Origin of the sequence: Moorena sp. SIO4G3, assembly GCF_010692305.1 — a bacterium.
GTDB classification, from domain to species: Bacteria; Cyanobacteriota; Cyanobacteriia; order Cyanobacteriales; family Coleofasciculaceae; genus Moorena; species Moorena producens_A.
Genome location: NZ_JAAHIG010000193.1, coordinates 1 through 16,496 on the forward strand (window position 1 = coordinate 1; position 16,496 = coordinate 16,496).

A 16,496-nucleotide genomic window follows, 5' to 3' on the forward strand; every position below is an offset into this window, starting at 1 on the left:
TCCCCCTGCAAGTGTAATGGCAGGGGGTAATAGCAGGGGGTAATAGACCATAGAACTAATACCTGCCTGCTTTAATTTTTGGCGCACCTCGTCCCGATAGTTGCTATTGCTGCTATCTTGAGTTAAGCGAATGGTGTACTGGTTCCAGACGGAGTTTCCCCCAGGGGTTTCCCGAGGCAGGATTATATCAGGTAATAGCTGCAATAACTGGTGATACCGGGTTGCTACCTGACGACGGGCATTGTTCCAGCCATCGAGATAGGGTAGCTTTACGTTAAGAATAGCGGCTTGTACGGCATCTAAACGGCTGTTAATACCATTGATTTTATGGTAATAACCAGAGGATCTGCCGTGGTCTCGCAGCATCCGTATTGAGGCCGCAACAGTTTTGTCATTGGTAGTTACCGCACCACCATCGCCACAGGTTCCCAGATTCTTGGTGGGATAGAAGCTAAAACAACCAATATGTCCAATACTGCCAACCTTTTTTCCCACCCATTCAGCACCAGTCCCTTGGGCACAGTCTTCAATGACTGCAAGACAATGAGTCTTGGCGATATCCATCACAGCAGTCATATCTACTGGCTGTCCGAACAGGTGAACTGGTATAATTGCCCTAGTATTATGGGTAATCGCTTTTTCAATCTGATTGAGATCGATATTAAAGGTTTCGGCATTGATATCGACAAAGACTGGAGTAGCACCAACTTCAGCAATTACTTCAGCGGTAGCGATGAAGGTGAAGGGTGTGGTAATTACCTCATCACCAGGTCCGATATCTAAAGCTCGCAAGGCGAGATAGAGAGCGTCTGTGCCAGAGTTACATGCAATGCATTCCAGGGTACCTGTGTAAGCGGCAAACTGTTGCTCAAAGTGCTCTACCACTGGACCACCAATATAACGTCCAGAGGAAAGAACGTCACCGACAGCAGCACTGACTTGTTCTCCAATAACTTGGTACTGCCGTTTTAAGTCAAGAGGGGGTATAGTATTCACTTGTTCCTCACACCTTAAATTGTTTGTGAACTACCCCGACCTACTACGTAGAGGTCGGGGCTTCCAGCTTCACGGAAGAATGCCTTAACTTGGACGGACGTCCGCGTCTTGGTCTTACTTCTTCTCCACTGGCGTTGACCTCCCCCGTCCCAGAGGAGGATAGCATTCTGATTCCTTCTGCTCTAATGTTTTTTGCCGCATTACCATCTCTATCGTGGTGAGTTCCACAGCTTGGACAAGTCCAAGATCTTACATCTAGTGGCAACTCTTTGATTCTGTAATGACAATTAGAACAGGTTTTGGAACTAGGAAACCATCGGTTTATTTCAACCAACACTTTCCCTTCTTTCTCGCACTTATAGGAAAGAAAGTTGACAAAGGTTCCCCAGCCCAGATCAGATATTGCTTTAGCTAATTTGTGGTTACGAACCATGCCCTTGACATTTAGGTTTTCGACTACTACTACTTGATTGTTATCAACTATCTTTCTGGATAGCTTATGTAAGTAGTCTTGACGGACATTTCCAATCCGTTCGTATACCTTAGCTACAATCTTTCTGGCTTTTTTTCGCCCGCTACTGCCCTTTTTCTTTCGAGCAGCAATACGTTGTTTTTTGGCCAGTTTCTTTTCGTACTTAGCTAGATGCTTGGGATTTCCAAACTTAGAGGTCTTTTCGCCGTCATAGGTGATCGCGAAATCCTTAATACCCAAATCAATCCCGATCGCTTTTAGCGGGTCCTTACTGACCATCACCTTCCCTAGGTGCCCTTGACCTTGGCGAATTAAATTAGCCAAGGCCAAGCGCACCTCTGTGGAAGGTTGTACATCATCTAAGTTGTCGTACTCTATTAACACAGAAGCATAGTATTTACCGGATGGAGTTTTGCTGACAGTTACAGTTTTAATTTCTCCATCTAGTGGTCGATGGATTATTGCCCTGATAGTACCTAGTTTCCCAGGAAACTTCAAGCAGCTCCCAATTTGTTTCACGTTTTGGGGATACTGAATCGATTGGCGATGATGATATGATTTGAATCTAGGATATTCAGCCCTACCCTCAAAGAAATTTTGATAGGCACGACTAAGGTTGAGGCTCACAGATTGTAAGACCTGAGAGTAGCACTCTTTTAACCATTCAGTCTCTTTTTGTCTTTTGAGTTTTGGCAGCATAGAGTTGAGTGCAGACTGTTTTAGCCCTTTGCCAGTTTCCTTGTAAGTTTCTATACATTGATTCAAGGCGTAGTTCCACCACCAGCGAGCACATCCAAAATGCTGAGCCAGTATTTGAACTTGCTCTTGCGTAGGATAAATTCTAACTTTGACGGCTCTATGCTTCATTGCACTCAACCTCTTGATCGACCTTCCTTACTATTATATATGTTTTGCATTAAGGCGTCAAGGTATAAGTCAAGTCCTTGGCTCGCTATCCATGCCGGAGACGAAACCTCAGTATAGTGGAGCCTTTACAGGGGACTGGTTATCAGAAAAGGGGTTAAAACTTATTAACTAAGGCTCCACTATACTTACGGTAACTTCGTTCCCCAACCTACAACGCACGAGGTTGGGGAATTTCGCGATTTTTGTTAAAACAGAATTTTTCCCAAAAAGGGTTCAAATTTTACCTGTAGCTTAATTTTTACTCCTGGCCTTGAAGGTGATCTGGTTTAAGGTTATCTGATTGAAGGTTGAAGGTTAAACTTTTAAAGTTGAAAGTTAAAAGTTGAAGGCTTAAGGTTTAAGGTTGAAGGTTGAACGCGCACGCGTGGCCAAAGGCCAAGGTTGAAGGTTGAACGCGCACGCGTGGCCTTTTGGCCAAGGTTTGAAGCTGGGATGGTGAGATGGTGGATGCTTCAAAACTAGTCTGATAACTTTCAACCTTCAACCTATTAACCTTCAACCTGTTAACTTGAAACCTGTTAACCTTAAACCTGTTAACTTTAAACCTGTTAACTTTCAACCTGTTAACTTTCAACTCCAATCACAATTAACAGACGATCTGAGACAATAGATTAAAACAAGTTAGCTGTGGTGGCTGGTGGATTCTTTAATTGAACTCGATCTTAGCGATTTAGCGTGGGGATTGGGCATGATGGCGATCGCAATTGGTTTATCCAGCTGGCAAAGGCTGGGTTTGGAAGTTGAACTAGCGATCGCAACTGGCCGAACTATCGTGCAACTCATTGTTGTGGGATATGTACTGGCTGTGATTTTTGCCTTAGATCACCCGATCCCTGTTTTAGCTATCTTAATGGTAATGCTGACTATTGGTACGATTACTGCCCGCAATCGGATTAGTAACCACAAGATCCCGAGACTTTTACCAATAGTTTTCAGTTCCCTGTTCTTCAGTACAGCATTGACCTTAATCTATACAAATCTATTGATGATTCAACCAGAACCTTGGTATGCACCCCAGTACCTGATTCCCTTAGGAGGTATTGTGCTGGGCAATGCCATGAATGGGGCTGCGATCGCAGGGGAACGCCTAGTTAGCACCATTAGCAAGAGCACTCTGGAAATCGAAACCCATTTAAGTTTAGGTGCAACGGGACAACAAGCAGTAGCCGGTTACCGTAAGGATGCGATTCGGGCTGGGTTGATTCCTACTCTTAACTCCATGATGGTAGTGGGACTGGTGACTTTACCGGGAATCATCACAGGTCAATTGTTAAGTGGTATTGATCCCTTGAATGCTGCTTCCTATCAGATATTAATTATGTTTATGCTCGCATTTACTAATTTGATCGCCACCTTATTGATAACCTATGGGTTGACACGGCAATTTTTTAATCAGTCTGAGCAATTAACGATATAGCAGTTATCAATTGGGTGAGGTACACAGTCACGGGGTTAATCGCAGTAGGGAGTCGAGGGAATAAAATTGAGTGTACCTCATACCAATCACTCTTGAGGCAATTGAGCAAATTCCTCGGAATAGACTTCAATCACCATATCTGGATCATCACGCTCAGCAAGCGATCGCATAACCTTACCCAACAATACCGGTTTGGATACACCAGTTTCCGGATGGATAATCGTCCGGGCTCGAATCGTTAACTGGTTATTTGCGCCACCGAGGCGTCCATAGGAATAAAAATTACTAGCAGCTTGGCGCAGTGTCGCTTCTACTTCCGACTCTGTCGCAGTAGGGGGCAAAGCAATCACGGTTTGGTTGCCACCATTATCGTAAACTACAGTATATCGGATTGCCCCTGGAATGGTAGTACGGGTAAAGGGTACTAATGATAAGGAGAAAAAGCTAGCGGTTAGCACTAGCATAAACCCAGTGACTCCTACCAGACGAAACCGGAGACCCCATTTGAAGATAAAACCGAGTATAGCAATCAAGCCACAGGCTAAAGTCAGAATACCTGACCATTGAGTGTAGATCAGAAAATCAGCTGTTGTTGGCATAGTAGTTTATAGATTTAGTAATAGGTAATTTAGCAAATAGAACAGGGAACAGGGAACAGGGAACAGAAAGTAGGGCATCAAAAATTATCACAATTCCTCCACGGATTCCTATTGATCATCGTAATGGATAATTGGTGACTGACCACTCATAAAATTAGAGTAGCATCTAGATTTATGAGCATCCTATTTTTGCAGATAATACTTTCAAGAATAGTTGTAATTCCTAGTCAAAAAAATGCTAATTATTAAGGTAGGGTAGGCAAAGTTATATTAGCTAGAATACTCAGTTTAAGCAAACTGTCTGTTTTTACCCACTTTACAAGCTGAGTAACGTGTTTACCAAAAGGAGTAATCCAGAAATAAATAATCTAAATTTTACTGGTTCCGCACACTAAGATTAGCGGCGACATCAAATACAAATCCTAACTGAGCCAATACTCGAAAAGCTGCTATTATATGTTGTTGACGACTATCACTTTCCTCTTCAAAAGACGTAAATTGGTCTAGTTTACCAATAGCGCTAAGGAGTTGAGTAGTCACTGGTTTAGTTGAAACCATAATCAACCATTTATCAACTATAATTATAAACTAAAAATCAAGAATATAAGCGATAATTGTTACAACAGTAGAACAGCTGGCCGATCGGTTCAATTTTCTATTGCCCATTGTCCATTTTAACAATCCTCGCGGAATTACCCACCCTCTTAAGGGTGGGGATGGATAGCGAGACGACAACTTATTGCGAATTGTGTTATAATAAAGCTGGTTGCTGACCCGCCTGACTGACTAAAAGGCTACCTTACAAATGGTCTGATTTCTGATCAATTAGTCAAACCATTAGGTGTACAAAGTACTAGCAGAGCTCAGGGAAGAGGCAAGCCCCGGCTGGTTGACCATAGAGTCGTAATTCCAAGGTGAGTCTGTCGTAAAAGTTATACGTCTGCGGAAGGTGGATGTCTGCCTGTGGACGCTGAGTAAGACCGTATTGCAGCAGGCGCGCGCCTCCTAGGCCGGGTTCCCCGGCCTAGGGTCGCGCCTCTGTTTGAGGCGTCGGCGGATGAAGCGGGAAGCCCTATTGACGAATAAGACCGTCCCTGGTTGAGTTGAGATTGGAAGCCCCAGCCTCAGCGAAGCAGGCTGGGGTACTTCACAGCACTATATTAGATTACTATGCTAAGAGCCGGAATTGTTGGACTGCCTAATGTAGGCAAATCAACCTTATTTAATGCCCTAGTTGCCAATGCCAAGGCAGATGCTGCTAATTTTCCCTTTTGTACCATTGAGCCGAATGTGGGTGTAGTTGCTGTGCCAGATCAGCGGTTGCAGGTTCTGGCAAAGATTTCTGAATCTCAGAAAATCGTGCCAACTCGGATTGAGTTTGTGGATATTGCTGGTTTAGTCAAGGGAGCCAGTAAAGGGGAAGGCTTGGGTAACCAGTTTTTAGCCAATATCCGAGAAGTCGATGCAATTGTCCATGTGGTGCGCTGCTTTGATGATGATGACATCATCCATGTTTCCGGCTCCGTTGACCCAGGGCGGGATATTGAAGTAATTAATCTAGAATTAGCCTTAGCAGATTTAGGGCAAGTGGAACGCCGGATTGAGCGTACCCGGAAGCAAGCTCGTAGTAACAAAGATGCCAAGATGGAACTTGATGTCTTGGAAACCTTGAGCGCTGGGTTGAATGAAGGCAAATTAGCGCGCCAGATTAGTTTAACAGAAGAAGAAGCCGAGTCAGTCAAGCAATTGGGATTACTGACCAGTAAGCCAGTTATCTATGCCGCTAATGTATCTGAAGATGACTTAGCTACTGGTAATGACTGGGTCGAGCAAGTGCGACAAATTGCTGCTACCGAAGATGCTCAAGTGGTAGTGGTTTCTGCTCAAGTAGAGTCAGAACTAATTGAGTTACCTGAGGAAGAGCGAGAGGATTTTCTTCAGTCCCTTGGTGTAGAAGAAGGGGGATTAAAATCCTTGATTGGCGCTACCTACGAATTGTTGGGCTTACGTACCTTTCTCACCACTGGTCCCCAGGAAACCCGAGCCTGGACTATTACTGCTGGTATGAAAGCGCCCCAAGCGGCTGGGGTAATTCACACGGATTTTGAGCGAGGCTTTATTCGAGCAGAAACTATTGCTTATGGGGATTTGGTAGCTTCTGGGGCGATGACGGCTGCTAAAGAAAAAGGGTTAGTTCGCTCAGAAGGTAAAGATTATGTTGTGCAAGAAGGAGATGTGATGCTTTTCCGCTTTAATGTTTAAGTAGTGGTGCTCTAGGGGGTTATACCCATGGATATTATTAGTCTTTTAATTGCCTGTTTGGTTACTGCCGTCAGTTTGTTGATCATTTCCAAACTCCCAACTGGTGTCGAGATTGATAGTTTTGAGAAAGCATTGGTTTCAGCAGTGGTGTTCGGCATTCTCAATGCCCTATTGAAACCAATCCTGGATGTTTTAGCTCTTCCTCTTACTATCTTGACTCTTGGGGTTTTTGCTGTTGTGGTCAACGCCATTATTTTTGGCTTAGCCGCTGCTTTGGTAACGGGATTCCGACTGCGCTGGGGATTTTGGAGCGCTTTGATTGGCGCAATTGCCCTTGGTTTCGTTAATTCCTTGATCTATAAGCTGCTCGGAACTTTGACTTGATTATTGGTACCTAACAGCTAAAAGACAGGTAGACAGACAGCTTATGCGCTACGCGCACGCTGCTTGAGGTGCCGTCAGCTATCAGCCGTCAGCTAATCAACGGGAGATAGTAAACAAGCATCTGGGTTACTGGTAGGACTGCTTGAAAATACCTGGTCGTTTTACTCATCCCACCCCGTGCAGCGATCGCGTCCGGTAGCTGATAGCTGATAGCTGATAGCTGAATGCTTAAACAGACAGGTAAACACAACAGGTAAACACAACAGGGGCAAAGGATAACAAACTCTAGCTCCTTGGCTTGTTGGCACTACACGGATATACAAATACCGAAGATACACCGATAACAAATGACTATCTGATCCGTGCATCTAGGTTAAATCCGTGTAGTTTTCGTTTGTCTTGAAATATCCACCCCCGAGCCCTGCACTCCCTACTCCCTACTCCCTACTCCCTACTCCCTACTCCCTACTCCCTACTCTCTACGACTTTATACCTCACCCAATTGAGAACTACTATATGAATTCAATCGCACCAGCAGTCTACATCATCGGTGCTGGACCAGGCGCTCCAGACTTATTAACTGTCAAAGCCTTGAAAATCCTCCAAAAGGCAGATGTTATTATAGTGGCAGATTCTCTAGTGCCCAAACAGATGTTAGAGAGTGTTCGTGCTGATGCCGAAATTATTCGCTCTGGCAACAAAACCCTGGAAGAGATTGTGCCACTGATGATTGAACGAGTGCGATCGCATAAATCTGTGGTCAGGCTACACTCAGGAGATTTGACTCTATATAGTGCTATCCACGAGCAAATGCAAGCTCTAAAGGAAGCCTCTATTCCCTTTGAACTTATCCCAGGCATCAGCGCCTTTCAAGCAGCAGCAGCACAACTTGGTGTTGAGCTAACTATACCGGGATTAGTACAAACGATTATCCTTACCCGGATTAGTGGTCGTGCTTCTGCTGTGCCCGACTCAGAAGAATTAGCATCCCTAGCTGCCCATCAAGCTAGTCTGTGCCTCTATCTGAGTGCTCGTCATGTAGAAGCGGCTCAAGCCAAACTCCTAAAACACTATTCTGCCGATACACCAGTAGCGGTTTGCTTCCGCATTGGCTGGCCAGATGAAAAAATCTGGCTAGTTGACCTTGAAAACATGGCAGCAACGTCTCATGAGCACAATTTAATTCGGACAACCCTTTACTTAATCAGTCCGGCACTAAAAACGGCTTTAAACCCTGATAGCCTTAAAACCCGTTCCCGTCTCTATCATCCCGAACACTCCCACCTCTTTCGTCCTCACCCCTCTATTGTGTAAACTATAACTAAGGTTAGGTTAATTTTTGTGTGGAAGTGTGAAGCAACTTAATTGCCCAAAGTGTACAGGAACATTAGAGCCAGTTACCTGCCATGACATTGAAGTAGACCGCTGTGTCAACTGCAAAGGCATTTGGTTTGATTCCCTAGAGGCCGAAATACTCAAAAAGATTAAAGGTTCTGAGAGTCTAGATATTGGAGACCCGGAAATTGGCTCTGAGCTTAATCAGATCAATGATGATATTTACTGTCCCCGCTGCGGAGCTAAAATGGTCCGCATGCTTGATATTGATGAGTACAGCATCTGGTACGAAAAATGTTTCGAATGCCACGGGGTTTGGCTAGATGCTGGAGAATTCAGGCAGTATAAGCATAATTTTCAGCCCAGAGGTGTTCTACATCGAGTTAAGCGCATGTTTAGAACCCAAAAGGACATCCCCAACCCTGTCTTTTAAACGCCAAAATTTTGTACACTAATTGCCATTGACCGTTCGCGCAGCGATGCAGCGCGGTCTTGGGGAGGCAGCGCGGTCTTGGGGGTCCCCCCCATGAGCAACTGCCGTGGTTTCCCCCATGAGCGACTGCATCAAGACAGCGTCGGGCTTTGCCCAAAAGGTCACGCTACGCGAACGCTAAGAAAATAGGGAGAAAGACTCGTGCTAGACGAACAAGCGAAAAAGACCATGCTGCGCAAAATTCCCCATGGTCTATATATCTGTGGGGTCAGGGATGGTGAAGAAACAATCAATGGCTTCACGGTCAGCTGGGTGATGCAGTCTTCCTTCAAACCGCCACTAATAGTTAACTGTGTTAAACAAGATACTGGTTCCCACCGCATCATTAAGAAAACAAAGGTATTTGCCCTAAGCTTCCTCGATAGTGGGCAAAAAGATATGGCAGCAAAATTTTTCAAACCCCAAAGTCGCGTTGGTAATAAGTTTGCTGATGTAGAATTTTACCTAGGAGAGGTAACTGGTTGTCCGATCATTTCTGACTCCCTCGGTTATGTAGAATGCCAGGTTAGAGGGAGTGTGGAAGAAGGCGATCACACGGTCTTTGTTGCTGAAGTCGTTGGTGCTGGCATTCATCGGGAAGGAGATCAGTTGTTACTAGAAAGCACTGGTTGGCAGTATGGCGGTTAGAGATTAGACTTCTTACAGAAGTTGGGAACAGGGAACAGGGAATAGGGAACAGTGAGCAAGAATTGACCTAAAGCGATGCAGCGAGGTAGCGCGGTCTTGGGGAGGCAGCGCGGTCTTGGGGGTTTGTTTCCAGGGGGCTTACAGCTCTATTCCCTATTCCCTGTTCCCTGTTCCCTGTTCCCTAAAAATCCAGAATATGTACTCAAGAAAGTCGCAAACCGCTATATCAAGACTATGCCGCTAATTAAAGTTCAAACTTCCATTGATGCTCCAGAATCAGCAGCGGTTGAAGGGTTGCTGAAAAGCCTTTCCGGAAAACTAGCCGAGCATGTGGGAAAACCAGAAGCTTATGTGATGACAGCGTTTGAGCCTGGTGTGGCAATGACGTTTGCTGGTAGCTTTGACCCAGTTTGCTATGTGGAAATTAAAAATATTGGCACCATGAAGCCCACTCAAACTAAGGCCATGAGTCAGGATTTTTGCAAGACGATTAATGAGACCTTGGGTGTAGCACTTAACCGAATTTATATTGAGTTTGCTGATGCCCAGAGACATATGTGGGGGTGGAATGGGTCAACGTTTGGTTAGACCTTAGGGAGCAGGGAGCAGGGAGCAGGGAGCAGGTGGTGTGGTTTCCACCATGAGCGATTGGATCAAGACAATACAATAGTTCTCAAAGATACCAAGATTTCCGCCAACTACTTTATCCCTTTCGCCTCTCTGTCGGCCACTCAGCTTACCTTAAAGTCAGAAATCGTCTCAATCCATACCCGTGCTCCACAGTGTAGGGGGCTATCCGGGCGATACATGACCCGACAAGGGCCATTGACTTCTACGGTATGACCGTAAGTGTTTTTAGAACCTCGTTTGACCGTAATCACCGGATTCCGTTCGCCAGTTTTGTGATTTTGGCGAATGACTTTCTGGTTCACGTGGATCACAGCCTTAGTGTAATTTGTACGCTTTGACCAATTCCGCTTCGGTCCACGAGTGCCAGGGGTAACCACGGGCATGCCATCAAATAAGGGAATCACCCAAGTTCTACCGACCTTATAAGCTCCTTTCACTCTGCCCTTGCTCAACAGGAAACGGACGCGAGTGGCAGAGATACCTAGTAATTCAGCGGCTTGTGCGGTAGAAATCATCATGGCGAAAAACCATTGTGTTTACGATACTAATTATAGTAACACGATTTTTTAAAAGATGCAATGGGTGATGTGGGTTATGTGGGTGCTTAGAAAAACTATTGCATTTAAACTATGGGAGTTATAAGTGGTTAACGTGGAGAGTTAGAAAAACTATTGCATTTAAACTATGGGGGGTATAAGTGGTTAACGTGGAGAGTTAGAAAAACTATTGCATTCGCGCCAGGGGTGATTTAGGTGGTGTAGGTGGTTTTAAAAAAAACTATTGTATTGTCACAATTAAACTGCTTGACCCGGTAGGTGAAATGGACATCTTGGTGGAACAGGCATCTTGCCTGTTTCATTCCCAGGCGCAACATCTCCCCGATTCCCGATTCCCGATTCCCGATTCCCTGCTAACTGATAGCTGACCGCTGACAGCTGATAGCTGACAAAAAAATTCGGTCAAGTTCTGGTTAATTCCAATCCTTGACCGAATGATTTTTTGTAATAGTCAATAGCCCTAGGGTTTTTGACTATGTGTTCACCAAATCAACAACATACCAACTTAGGTTTGATACTTTAGACGTCGTACTTTATCCTGAGTTTTGAGCTTGCCAGGGATTCCAATCCCTGGCAAGTTACTATCTTAATCTACCAACAGATATCTACTCAAAATACTGATTACCTCTCCAGAATTTCCAGTAGGTTGAGGAGTACTCCACTCATGAACTTGTGCGTAGCCACGGCTATAAAGGTTATAGATTGTGACCCGCACGGTTTTGGGAGAACCGATCAATATATGTTTGATTTGCTCCCGTCCTGGCTGCCCTTGGCCAGATAATTCAGGGAGATTAGGATTGTTGGGATTATACTCAAAGTTTGGGAGAAAGTTTTCGATGTCCATAATCTTTTGTTTGTTGTTGATTTTTGGAACATTTTTATGTTAATAAATACTTATTTGTTTTGTCAAGTATTTTTCAGATTTTTTTTTGGATTTTTTTTTTATTGGGGGGGTATTATTGAAATATTTTAGATTATTTGTTTAGCTAAATTTAGTAGTAGCAATCGCGTTTTTTTTGATAGCGTTTTTTCGGGGATATTTCAGAGCGTTTTCGTAGGGGCTATTTTAGAGCATCGCGTTTTTGGTGGGGATGATAAATTAGGGGTTAGGTATTAGAGTTGGGGAGTGCGATCGCTCTTAGCGCAAGCTGAGGCCTTTGGCCACGCTTCGCGAACGCTTCATCGCGTAGAGTTTTTTGTTGAGAGCGTCGCGTTTTTTTAGGAATAATAAATTAGGTAATATAAGCGTTTATAATTTTAAAAAAAACATACAGTTTTTGGCTATTCCCAGATCTGCTGTTCCCTGTTTCCTGTTCCCTATTCCCAGATCCGCTGTTCTCTACTCCCTAAAACCCAAGAGAAAGTCTCTCACCCAATTTAAAACTGCTATAGTATAATAAATAATATCTAAAATACCGCCTTGTTTTAGGTAGTCCTGGCGTTGGACTTGCGAAGGTTAGAGCTTTATGAGTCTTGCTAAGTCATCTAACGATAGTCAACCCTCTAGGGAGGAAATTTACCAAGCCTTTTTGCGATCGCTAAGGCGACGGAGGGGATTTGGGATTGTGTTCATGCAATCCCCTCCAGCGGAGGCTAAGCGGATCATTGGGCGAGTGCATCAGGATTTACCCCAGAAGCAAATAGCAACCTTAACATTAACCGAGCCCATTGATAATCTTTATGATCGTGTTGAAAATATTCTAGACCGCGATCAGTTGAGTATTCTCTTCATTCAAGGTATCGAAAAATCCTTAGAAGCTTATATCAAGCCAGGATATCGCGGAGACGGGGATTACTACAATCTTGATACTGTCCCTAGCATCTTGAACCACTTAAACCAACGGCGAGAGCTATTTCGAGATCATTTCCCAACTCTTTGCTTCATTTTTGTTTTGCCAGCGTTTGCTATTAAATACTTTATTCGCCGTGCTCCTGATTTCTTTGATTGGAGCGCAGGTGTTTTTGATTTTTCTGTTGATATAGGAGGTAAAGATTTCTCGGATAATGTAATCCAACCAGGGCAAGACAACATCAACGTTGGTAGTGGTAGACTTGCTGACGAAACGATTAACTATTTTCAACAGGCTTTACAAAGGCAACGAGAAATCGGCGATCGCAAGGGTGAGGCAGATTCTTTAAGTAGCTTGGCTAATGCTTATCGATCCTTAGGCCAATATCGAGAAGCGATTGACTATCTTCAACAGGCTTTACAAATTCAACGTGAGATTGGTGACCGCTACGGAGAATTAGCTTCTTTAAGTAGTTTGGGTGGAGTCTTATATTGCCTCAAGCAGTATGAGCAATCCATAGCTTCTTATGATCAAGTAATCAATATTTACCAAGAATTGGGACTGGATCAAGCAACTTTATTGAGTCAGATGCTGATTAATCGAGGTAATGCCTTAAAGAGCATAGGGCGGTTAGAGGAATCAATTAAGAACTACAATCAAGCCCTGGCAATTGAACCAAACTCAGATCAAGCTTTAGTTCAGTGCGGCGATGCTCTCAATCAGTTGGGACTATGAATTGCTATTACAATTAAACTCATTAAACCTGAGCACATCTTAATTATGGATCCCTCCTCACTTTTATCCGGTTTAACAATCCAGAAAATAGCGCAATCGTTGTTGCCTATTGTTTTGCGAAAAGCAGGGGAGCGTATAGCTCAAGCCCTGAATCAAAGCGATATCGAAAAAGCTATCAAAGCTGGAGTAGAAGCGATTGATGAATGGGAAAAACAACGGGATACTCAACAGCGTTTATTTTTTCATGTTGACCCGGATGGATGGAATGGAGTTGATCGTTTTTTGGGAGATTATTTTACTAATTCGGCAGTTTTGCTAGAATTAACCCAACCGTTAATCAATCAAGGTAAGCCAAACCGGGATATTTTAATCAAAGCATTTCAACAGCAAGCTGAAGCCCATAAGATTAAACTAAATCAACAAGCCAGTCTACAGGATTGGATGGAGACCTTTGTTAATGCTTATTTTAAGCATACTGCTACTTATCTAAAATTTCAGGTAGCTAAACAGGATTATTGTCAACAGTTAGCCAATTGGTTTGATGATGTTACATTTGCTGGCATTGCTGTGGCTGGGCAAGAAGTAGAAAAATCTGAGAAATTAGCCCAGATTTTTGTAATGCCCGATGTTGTGGAAGAGGTGGCAACTGCTAGGGATTTGGAATTGGAGCGGTTAGCAGAGGCAAGTGGTGAAAAACGAGACAGGGCGCTGTTGGAAAAGACAACTCCTAGGAAATTTTTGGCTGATCAGTTGTTAAGTCAAAATCAGTCAAGACGAGTAGTGATATTGGGTGCGCCAGGCTCCGGTAAAACAACCTTGATGAGTTATTTTGCGGTAATGTTGGCTCAGAGCAAGGCTGAGGTTTTGGGATTAGATACTGATACCGACTGGCTACCGATTTTAATTAGGATACGAGACTGGCAGAGATATCTAGATAAACACCTAGATAAAAGCCTGATCGACTATGCCCGTGGGTTTGCTGAAAAAACCATGGCTGTCAAACCCTTACCAGAAGGATTTTTTGACCATTGGTTGTCCGATGGTAGAGCGTTGATATTGCTGGATGGTTTGGATGAAGTAGCAGAAGACGCTAAACGGAATGATGTGGTCAGGCGCATCAATAATTTTTTAGGACAGTTTAACAGAAATCGCGCTATTATTACATCTAGACCTGCTGGTTATCGACGGGACTTTTTCCGCACTGAGGACTTTCCCCACTATCAAATTGAACCCTTTGATGACGAGAAGATTTCAGACTTTATTGATAACTGGTATAACAGTCGGTTTCAAGACCAAGCAGAAGCTCAAAGGCGCAAGGAGACGTTACGAAAGGCTCTAGATGATAATGACCGGATTAAGCTATTGGCACGGAATCCGTTATTGTTGACAATTATTGCCTTAATTCATCGGTATCAAGCGGTATTGCCCAAGGAGCGCCATAAGCTTTATGACAAGGCGGTGGAAACGTTGTTAACGTCTTGGGATGCCAATAAAGAGTTAAGTAGTGATAAGCGGTTAACCTATTTGGGTTTGGATGATTTACGCCGGTTGATGGAATGGTTGGCTTATTGGATTCATACCCAGGGAAATGTTGAAGATAACGACAGTGGCACGCTGATTGACCGGGATGATTTGATTGATCAGTTGAAGCGGCAGATTAAAGACTTGAAGCAGGTGGATCTTTATGAGGCCGAGCACGAGGCGAAACGATTTGTGGAATTGATTCGGGAGCGCACCGGTTTGTTGAATGAGCAGGGGCAAGATTATTATGCCTTTGTCCATAAAACCTTTCAGGAATATTTGTGTGCGGAAGATATTGACTATGAAGCGGATAATGACGGGGATTTCGATATTGTTTTAAATCATATTCGGGAGCATTTGCATGACTCCCATTGGCGCGAGGTGTTACTATTGCTAATAGCACAACAAAAACCGAAAAAAGCGGCGAAGGCGATTAAGGCAGTTTTCACTAATAAGAGTGATTATGAGGAGTGGTTGCATCGGGATTTGTTGTTTGCTGGTAATTGTTTGGCGGAAAATCCAAAGAATTTGCGTGGTGCTGATCGTAAGTTAGTGCAAGATATTTTAGAGCGGTTGGTTGAGTTGGAGGTAACTAAAGAGCTGGTTGGCTATAAAATTCGCAACCAGGTTTATCAAATAATTTGCAGTTTTTATGAAACGGATTTTCAAGCACAGGTATTGGAATTGTTGAAAGAGCGATCTGATTTAATTGGTGACTGGCGGTTGTTGAACTACCGAGCTGAATTAGGGGAAAAAGATCAGGTAATTGAAATATGCCTAGAACGACTAAAGGATAATGACTCTGATGTGCGTTATAGGGCAGCCGATGCCTTGGTTAAATTGGGCAACAGCTCAGAAATCGTAGTCAACGGCCTACTAGCATTGCTTGAGCATAATGACTTTGATGTGCGTTGGAGCGTAGGCGAAGCCTTGGTTAAATTGGGCAACAGCTCAGACACCGTAGTCAACGGCCTCCTAGCACTGCTTGAGCATAATGACTTTGATGTGCGTTGGAACGCAGCCGAAGCCTTGGGTAAATTGGGCAACAGCTCAGACACCGTAGTCAACGGCCTCCTAGCACTGCTTGAGCATAATGACTTTGTGCGTTGGAACGCAGCCGAAGCCTTGGGTAAATTGGGCAACAGCTCAGACACCCTAGTCAACGGCCTCCTAGCACTGCTTGAGCATAATGACTTTTATGTGCGTAGTAGTGCAGCCGAAGCCTTGGGTAAATTGGGCAACAGCTCAGACACCGTAGTCAACGCCCTACTAGCACTGCTTGAGGATAATCACTTTTATCTGCGTAGTGCAGCCGAAGCCTTGGCTGAATTGGGCAACAGCTCAGACACCGTAGTCAACGCCCTACTAGCACTGCTTGAGGATAATCACTTTTATGTGCGTAGTAGTGCAGCCGAAGCCTTGGGTAAATTGGGCAACAGCTCAGACACCGTAGTCAACGCCCTACTAGCACTGCTTGAGGATAATGACTTTTATCTGCGTAGTAGTGCAGCCGAAGCCTTGGGTAAATTGGGCAACAGCTCAGACACCGTAGTCAACGCCCTACTAGCACTGCTTGAGGATAATGACTCTGATGTGCGTTGGAGGGCAGCCGATGCCTTGGGTGAATTGGGCAACAGCTCAGACACCGTAGTCAACGCCCTACTAGCACTGCTTGAGGATAATGACTCTGATGTGCGTTGGAGGGCAGCCGATGCCTTGGGTGAATTGGGCAACAGCTCAGACACCGTAGT

At 44.2% G+C, this 16,496-nt stretch carries 16 protein-coding genes; 9 read left to right on the forward strand and 7 right to left on the reverse strand.

The annotated features are described in order from the left end of the window. Positions 1-996 (reverse strand): DegT/DnrJ/EryC1/StrS family aminotransferase (locus F6J99_RS27250; protein ID WP_293117165.1); only part of this gene is annotated, 996 nt, incomplete at its 3' end. Between the two features lie 43 nt (positions 997-1,039). Next, the gene (locus tag F6J99_RS27255) at positions 1,040-2,335 is read right to left on the reverse strand and encodes an RNA-guided endonuclease TnpB family protein (protein ID WP_293117167.1); all 1,296 of its coding nucleotides are present in this window, start codon (positions 2,333-2,335) and stop codon (positions 1,040-1,042) included. Positions 2,336-3,032: 697 nt separating this feature from the next. Here F6J99_RS27255 and fetB point away from each other — a divergent pair. Beyond that, complete coding sequence (gene fetB, locus F6J99_RS27260; RefSeq protein WP_293053263.1) at positions 3,033-3,812, forward strand: iron export ABC transporter permease subunit FetB; 780 nt, start codon at positions 3,033-3,035, stop codon at positions 3,810-3,812. A gap of 86 nt (positions 3,813-3,898) precedes the next feature. On the opposite strand, the gene F6J99_RS27265 is transcribed toward fetB, so the two are convergent. After that, positions 3,899-4,411 carry a Ycf51 family protein gene (locus F6J99_RS27265; protein ID WP_293117169.1) on the reverse strand — a complete coding sequence of 171 codons (513 nt, stop codon included), beginning with the start codon at positions 4,409-4,411 and terminating at the stop codon, positions 3,899-3,901. A 375-nt stretch (positions 4,412-4,786) separates the two neighbouring features. Continuing rightward, positions 4,787-4,969 carry a hypothetical protein gene (locus F6J99_RS27270; protein ID WP_293117171.1) on the reverse strand — a complete coding sequence of 61 codons (183 nt, stop codon included), beginning with the start codon at positions 4,967-4,969 and terminating at the stop codon, positions 4,787-4,789. Between the two features lie 612 nt (positions 4,970-5,581). Between F6J99_RS27270 and ychF the strand changes: the two genes are divergently transcribed. Further along, on the forward strand, positions 5,582-6,673 hold the full coding sequence (gene ychF, locus F6J99_RS27275; protein ID WP_293117175.1) for a redox-regulated ATPase YchF: 1,092 nt from the start codon (positions 5,582-5,584) through the stop codon (positions 6,671-6,673). A gap of 27 nt (positions 6,674-6,700) precedes the next feature. After that, the gene (locus F6J99_RS27280; RefSeq protein WP_293117178.1) at positions 6,701-7,057 is read left to right on the forward strand and encodes a phage holin family protein; all 357 of its coding nucleotides are present in this window, start codon (positions 6,701-6,703) and stop codon (positions 7,055-7,057) included. A 161-nt stretch (positions 7,058-7,218) separates the two neighbouring features. On the opposite strand, the gene F6J99_RS27285 is transcribed toward F6J99_RS27280, so the two are convergent. Further along, positions 7,219-7,425, reverse strand: a complete 207-nt coding sequence (locus F6J99_RS27285; protein WP_293117179.1) for a hypothetical protein — start codon at positions 7,423-7,425, stop codon at positions 7,219-7,221. Positions 7,426-7,573: 148 nt separating this feature from the next. Here F6J99_RS27285 and cobM point away from each other — a divergent pair, with 148 nt between their 5' ends. The 4 genes from cobM to F6J99_RS27305 all read left to right on the forward strand — a co-directional run bounded on the left by cobM (position 7,574) and on the right by F6J99_RS27305 (position 10,100). Further along, positions 7,574-8,371, forward strand: coding sequence for a precorrin-4 C(11)-methyltransferase (gene cobM, locus F6J99_RS27290; RefSeq protein ID WP_293117196.1), 798 nt, complete (start codon positions 7,574-7,576; stop codon positions 8,369-8,371). A 37-nt stretch (positions 8,372-8,408) separates the two neighbouring features. After that, positions 8,409-8,825: a zf-TFIIB domain-containing protein gene (locus F6J99_RS27295; protein ID WP_293117181.1), complete on the forward strand. Its 417-nt coding sequence runs from the start codon at positions 8,409-8,411 to the stop codon at positions 8,823-8,825. A gap of 201 nt (positions 8,826-9,026) precedes the next feature. Next, positions 9,027-9,512, forward strand: coding sequence for a flavin reductase family protein (locus tag F6J99_RS27300; RefSeq protein ID WP_293117184.1), 486 nt, complete (start codon positions 9,027-9,029; stop codon positions 9,510-9,512). 234 nt (positions 9,513-9,746) lie between these two features. Beyond that, the gene (locus tag F6J99_RS27305) at positions 9,747-10,100 is read left to right on the forward strand and encodes a phenylpyruvate tautomerase MIF-related protein (protein WP_070394851.1); all 354 of its coding nucleotides are present in this window, start codon (positions 9,747-9,749) and stop codon (positions 10,098-10,100) included. 143 nt (positions 10,101-10,243) lie between these two features. Here the strand turns inward: F6J99_RS27305 and F6J99_RS27310 are convergent, their stop codons facing one another. Together F6J99_RS27310 and F6J99_RS27315 are read right to left on the reverse strand one after the other, a co-directional pair. Further along, positions 10,244-10,660: a helix-turn-helix domain-containing protein gene (locus tag F6J99_RS27310; protein WP_293117187.1), complete on the reverse strand. Its 417-nt coding sequence runs from the start codon at positions 10,658-10,660 to the stop codon at positions 10,244-10,246. A gap of 625 nt (positions 10,661-11,285) precedes the next feature. Then, positions 11,286-11,543, reverse strand: a complete 258-nt coding sequence (locus tag F6J99_RS27315; protein ID WP_293117189.1) for a hypothetical protein — start codon at positions 11,541-11,543, stop codon at positions 11,286-11,288. A gap of 622 nt (positions 11,544-12,165) precedes the next feature. Between F6J99_RS27315 and F6J99_RS27320 the strand changes: the two genes are divergently transcribed. Both F6J99_RS27320 and F6J99_RS27325 read left to right on the forward strand, forming a co-directional pair. Beyond that, positions 12,166-13,224 (forward strand): tetratricopeptide repeat protein, encoded by a 1,059-nt coding sequence (locus F6J99_RS27320; RefSeq protein WP_293117191.1) that lies wholly within the window; start codon positions 12,166-12,168, stop codon positions 13,222-13,224. A 45-nt stretch (positions 13,225-13,269) separates the two neighbouring features. Then, the coding region (locus F6J99_RS27325) for a HEAT repeat domain-containing protein (protein WP_293117193.1) at positions 13,270-16,496 on the forward strand (3,227 nt) is incomplete at its 3' end.

Excerpts from the sequence above, each read along its gene's own strand:
- F6J99_RS27255 (WP_293117167.1), bottom strand. The coding sequence starts at position 2,335 with ATGAAGCATAGAGCCGTCAAAGTTAGAATTTATCCTACGCAAGAGCAA.
- F6J99_RS27265 (WP_293117169.1), bottom strand. The coding sequence starts at position 4,411 with ATGCCAACAACAGCTGATTTTCTGATCTACACTCAATGGTCAGGTATT.
- F6J99_RS27270 (WP_293117171.1), bottom strand. The coding sequence starts at position 4,969 with ATGGTTTCAACTAAACCAGTGACTACTCAACTCCTTAGCGCTATTGGT.
- ychF (WP_293117175.1), top strand. The coding sequence starts at position 5,582 with ATGCTAAGAGCCGGAATTGTTGGACTGCCTAATGTAGGCAAATCAACC.
- F6J99_RS27280 (WP_293117178.1), top strand. The coding sequence starts at position 6,701 with ATGGATATTATTAGTCTTTTAATTGCCTGTTTGGTTACTGCCGTCAGT.
- F6J99_RS27285 (WP_293117179.1), bottom strand. The coding sequence starts at position 7,425 with ATGCACGGATCAGATAGTCATTTGTTATCGGTGTATCTTCGGTATTTG.
- cobM (WP_293117196.1), top strand. The coding sequence starts at position 7,574 with ATGAATTCAATCGCACCAGCAGTCTACATCATCGGTGCTGGACCAGGC.
- F6J99_RS27305 (WP_070394851.1), top strand. The coding sequence starts at position 9,747 with ATGCCGCTAATTAAAGTTCAAACTTCCATTGATGCTCCAGAATCAGCA.
- F6J99_RS27310 (WP_293117187.1), bottom strand. The coding sequence starts at position 10,660 with ATGATGATTTCTACCGCACAAGCCGCTGAATTACTAGGTATCTCTGCC.
- F6J99_RS27315 (WP_293117189.1), bottom strand. The coding sequence starts at position 11,543 with ATGGACATCGAAAACTTTCTCCCAAACTTTGAGTATAATCCCAACAAT.
- F6J99_RS27320 (WP_293117191.1), top strand. The coding sequence starts at position 12,166 with ATGAGTCTTGCTAAGTCATCTAACGATAGTCAACCCTCTAGGGAGGAA.